Below are 4320 nucleotides of genomic sequence, written 5' to 3'. Positions count from 1 at the left end.
AGCTTGTTCTTTCTTGGATTAGGACTCTTGTTCAAGAAAAAAATACAGCAGACAGCGATTATAGTGATTCATTTTTTAATGTCTTTTTTGCTATATGCAAACGTCGTATACTACAGATTTTTCAGCGACTTTATCACGCTGCCTACGATCATGCAGGCCAAAACAAACGGGGGGCAGCTCGGGGACAGCATCTTCTCGCTCATGCACCCGCTTGATGTTTTGTATTTCATCGATACCTTTATTTTAATCGGGCTGGCTGTTTTCTATAACAGACCTTCTGAAACAACAACGAAGCGCCCGTTTAAAATTGTGATGGGAACAAGCGTCCTTGTCTTCCTCGTCAACCTGGCCGTTGCCGAGATTGATCGTCCGGAGCTTCTGACCCGTTCTTTTGACCGCAACTACCTTGTGAAATATTTGGGAACCTACAACTTCACAATCTATGATGCGGTGCAGAATATCAAGTCAAACAGCCAGCGCGCACTGGCAAGCTCCAGCGACGTGACGGAAGTAGAGAACTATATTAAAGCCAATCATGATAAGCCGAATGCCGAATACTTCGGAAAAGCGAAAGGCATGAACGTGGTTTACATTTCACTGGAATCACTTCAGACGTTCGCGATCGACTATAAGATCGACGGCAAGGAAGTCACGCCGTTCTTAAATTCACTGGCGCATGACAATGAAACGTTTTATTTTGATAACTTTTTCCACCAAACAGGACAAGGTAAAACGTCTGACGCGGAATTTATGATGGACAACTCGCTGTATCCTTTATCACAAGGGTCAGTGTTCATTAATAAAGCGCAAAACACGCTGCAGTCGGCTCCGGCCATTTTGAAGTCTCAAGGCTATACATCAGCGGCATTCCACGGCAACTACAAAACGTTCTGGAACCGCAATGAAATGTATAAAGCCATCGGTTATGACAAATTCTTTGACGCTACGTATTACGATATGAGCGAAGATAAAACGAAAAACTACGGATTGAAAGATAAACCGTTCTTTGAAGAATCAATGCCGCTGTTGAAAAGCCTGAAACAGCCGTTCTATACGAAGTTTATCACCCTTTCGAACCATTTTCCGTTCGAGATGGATGAAGGCGATACAGACTTCCCTGCCGGCGATACCGGCGACAGCGTCGTTGACCATTATTTCCAGTCGGCCAACTACATGGATCAGGCCATTGAACAATTTTTCAACGATCTGAAAAAATCCGGACTGTATGATAATACGATTGTCGTCATGTACGGAGACCACTACGGTATTTCGGAAAATCACAACAAAGCGATGGCCAAAGTATTGGGCAAAGACATCACACCATATGAAAATGCCCAATTGCAAAGGGTTCCGCTGTTCATCCACGCGCCTGGGGTCAAGGGAATCAAATCCAATAAATACGGCGGCGAAGTCGATGTAGCCCCTACCCTGCTTCATTTGATGGGCGTGAATACGAAAGATTACCTGATGAGCGGTTCAGACCTTCTGTCACCGGAACACCGTGAAATTATTCCGTTCCGCAACGGCGATTTCGTTTCTCCGGAATATACGAAAACGAACGGAAACTACTACGACACGAAAACAGGAGAGCTTCTGAACGAAAAAGACATCGATCCGAACATCGATGAGTCCGTGAAAAAAGAACTCGAAATGTCGGATAAAATCGTCGACGGAGATTTGCTGCGCTTTTATAAACCGAAAGGCTTTAAAGCGATCAACCCGAGCGACTACGACTACACCAACCACAATCCGAAAACATCAGAATCTGATGCGGCGCAAACTACGAAATCAGATTCCGGACAATAAACAGACAGCACCCGCTTATTTATAAGCGGGTGCTTTTTTGGTCTTGAAGCCGCGCTGTTCCTTTTTCGCAAGCAGATATGGTAAGCTTGAAATGGAATATAAAAAAAGAAAGCGGGAATGAATTGTGATTGTAACAAATGACCAAGAGCTGGAAGGGCTCAAGAAAATAGGCAGAATCGTCGCTTTAGCCAGGGAGGAAATGAAAGCAAAAGCAGCACCCGGCATGAGCACAAAAGAGCTGGACCTCATCGGTAAAGAAGTGCTTGAGGCTCATGGCGCCGCATCGGCTCCGGAAAAAGAATACGATTTCCCAGGAACGACGTGCATCAGTGTGAACGATGAAGTCGCCCACGGCATCCCAAGCGAATCCACGATTTTAAAAGAAGGGGATTTGATCAACATCGACATCTCCGCTGAATTTGGCGGCTACTATTCTGATACTGGCATTTCATTTGTACTCGGAAAAGGCGATGAAACGCTGCACAAGCTTTGCCAAAGCGCGGAAAGCGCATTTCAAAAGGGACTTTTGCAGGCGCGCGCCGGCAAGAAACAAAACCAAATCGGCAGAGCCGTATACAATGAAGCAAAAGCAAACGGATTTACCGTCATTAAAAACCTGACGGGACACGGGATTGGAAAGAACCTCCATGAAGCGCCCAACCATATCTTAAATTACTATGACCCGTTTGATAATGCGCTCTTTAAAAACGGAACCGTCATCGCCCTTGAGCCGTTTGTTTCCACAAAAGCCGAGCATACCATCGAAGCCGGAGACGGCTGGACATTCAAAACGCCTGACGGCAGCTTTGTGGCACAGATCGAGCATACAATCGTCATTACGAAAAACGAACCGATCATTTTAACACAGCTTGACTGATTACGTGAAAAAGCCCGGCTCATAGAAGTCCGGGCTTTTATGCTAAAATAAAAGACAAACTGTGCCGAAAGGAGCTTTACCGCATGCTGTTTGCCATCATCGGGCTGATCTTTTTCATCGAGAGCATCCTGTTAATCGTATATGCTCATAAAAAAAAGAACGGCTTCTTAAAATATATCGGAATCGTCCTCAGCATCTCGATCATTGTGATGATCGTCACCAGTTTGACACACGGCTGAAGCCTTCCTCAAACTTCCAAACTACGACGAAAGACTCAGTTTTTAAAAATTGCCGCCTATCCCTTTTCAGCGTTTTTCTATAGATGTTAGAATGCCAATTGCATCGAATTATAGAAGGGAGTTTTCTGCCATGCATTACGGAAGCAAAGGCTGGTATGTAGAAGAACTGAAAAAGCTGGGAATGACAAAGTATGAAGGAAGAAAGCTTCAAAGCTATAAAAAACACTTTTTGGCCAACCTGCTTGAAAGCGTCAAAAAATAAACATGTTAAAGCCGTGCTCCTTTTCGGACACGGCTTGTTTTTATGCGCTCAGCTCCTTTAAAAATGAGCTTCTCCAGCTTTCCGACAGCGCTTCAACCTCAAGGATCTTCCGAATGGCGGGGTGATTGCCCCTGTCATGGTACATCAAATGGTTGGCGTACGAAACTGTGGCTTCATGCCCATCTCTTGAAACGAGCTGCAGCCCGGAATCGGGCGCAACGATTCCTTCTTCGAGAACCCTGAAATAAAATCCGCTGAACCCGGTGTCCCTCACCAGTAACACCATATCTTTTTGATTCAGCCGTTTGGCAAGCTTGAAACAAGGCTGGCGCGGCTGGCTGACTTGAACAAGAGCCTCCCCCAGCTTGAAGATATCACCAATGCACACATCTTTTTCGGTGAGCCCTTTAACCGTCACGTTTTCTCCAAATGCCGCCTCCGGCAGCTTCCGCTTCAAGACGCTTTCCCAATACATGTAGTGGTCCGCCGGATAGACGCAAACCGCTTTATCCACTCCTCCGTGGTGAATCAGATCCGCCTGCCCGTCCCCTTCAAAATTCGTACGGCTCAAATATACGGGTCCGCCGACAGGCTCCTTCACGATTGCCGTTTCCACCTGTTTTCCGTCGAATTCGTATGTGTGCGGACGGCCTACATGAATAGATAAAATTTCATACTCCTGATGCTCCAAAACCTCACGCCCTTCCTTTATTTTCATATTTTAACGATTTATCCGAAACATGTCTATCCCATGATCTCAAAATGAGAAATATGGTAGCATAAAAGAAAAGGAGTGTTCCCGATGCTTCAATACAGAATCATTGTAGACGGACGCGTTCAGGGCGTGGGATTTCGCTATTTTGTTCAAATGGAAGCAGATAAGCACAAATTGACCGGCTGGGTCCGGAACCGCGACAACGGTACAGTTGAAATCCGCGCCGAAGGACCCGAGGAAAGTCTGAAGCCATTTTTAAAAGCGATTCAAAAAGGAAGTCCCTTCTCAAAAGTAACGGACGTGAATGTCGAAGAAACAAAAGAGATTGACGGATTCCACAAGTTTAATATCAGCTATTGAAAAATCCGCCGGAGATGGCGGATTTTTCAAACGTATCTTGACTAAATTCCTCTTTTATTTT

At 45.4% G+C, this 4320-nt stretch carries 6 protein-coding genes; 5 read left to right on the top strand and 1 reads right to left on the bottom strand.

The annotated features are described in order from the left end of the window. The 4 genes from C1T29_RS05095 to C1T29_RS05080 form a co-directional block, all read left to right on the top strand. Positions 1 to 1806, top strand: a 1806-nt coding sequence (locus tag C1T29_RS05095; RefSeq protein WP_208945630.1) for a lipoteichoic acid synthase, incomplete at its 5' end; no start/stop codon positions are given. A gap of 124 nt (positions 1807 to 1930) precedes the next feature. Next, on the top strand, positions 1931 to 2683 hold the full coding sequence (map, locus tag C1T29_RS05090; RefSeq protein ID WP_020450540.1) for a type I methionyl aminopeptidase: 753 nt from the start codon (positions 1931 to 1933) through the stop codon (positions 2681 to 2683). An 83-nt stretch (positions 2684 to 2766) separates the two neighbouring features. Further along, positions 2767 to 2922, top strand: a complete 156-nt coding sequence (locus tag C1T29_RS05085) for a hypothetical protein (protein ID WP_020450539.1) — start codon at positions 2767 to 2769, stop codon at positions 2920 to 2922. 130 nt (positions 2923 to 3052) lie between these two features. Next, on the top strand, positions 3053 to 3184 hold the full coding sequence (locus tag C1T29_RS05080; protein ID WP_003179731.1) for a DUF2639 domain-containing protein: 132 nt from the start codon (positions 3053 to 3055) through the stop codon (positions 3182 to 3184). 40 nt (positions 3185 to 3224) lie between these two features. On the opposite strand, the gene C1T29_RS05075 is transcribed toward C1T29_RS05080, so the two are convergent. Then, complete coding sequence (locus C1T29_RS05075) at positions 3225 to 3875, bottom strand: MOSC domain-containing protein (protein WP_020450538.1); 651 nt, start codon at positions 3873 to 3875, stop codon at positions 3225 to 3227. 111 nt (positions 3876 to 3986) lie between these two features. Here C1T29_RS05075 and C1T29_RS05070 point away from each other — a divergent pair, with 111 nt between their 5' ends. Beyond that, positions 3987 to 4259, top strand: coding sequence for an acylphosphatase (locus tag C1T29_RS05070; protein ID WP_020450537.1), 273 nt, complete (start codon positions 3987 to 3989; stop codon positions 4257 to 4259). The last annotated feature ends 61 nt before the right edge of the window (positions 4260 to 4320 follow it).

This window comes from Bacillus sp. MBGLi79, assembly GCF_002953915.1.
This window is presented reverse-complemented; position numbering and strand designations above follow the sequence as displayed.

Bases quoted from the DNA above. Each gene is read 5' to 3' on its own strand.
- C1T29_RS05085 (WP_020450539.1), top strand. From the start codon at position 2,767: ATGCTGTTTGCCATCATCGGGCTGATCTTTTTCATCGAGAGCATCCTG.
- C1T29_RS05080 (WP_003179731.1), top strand. From the start codon at position 3,053: ATGCATTACGGAAGCAAAGGCTGGTATGTAGAAGAACTGAAAAAGCTG.
- C1T29_RS05070 (WP_020450537.1), top strand. From the start codon at position 3,987: ATGCTTCAATACAGAATCATTGTAGACGGACGCGTTCAGGGCGTGGGA.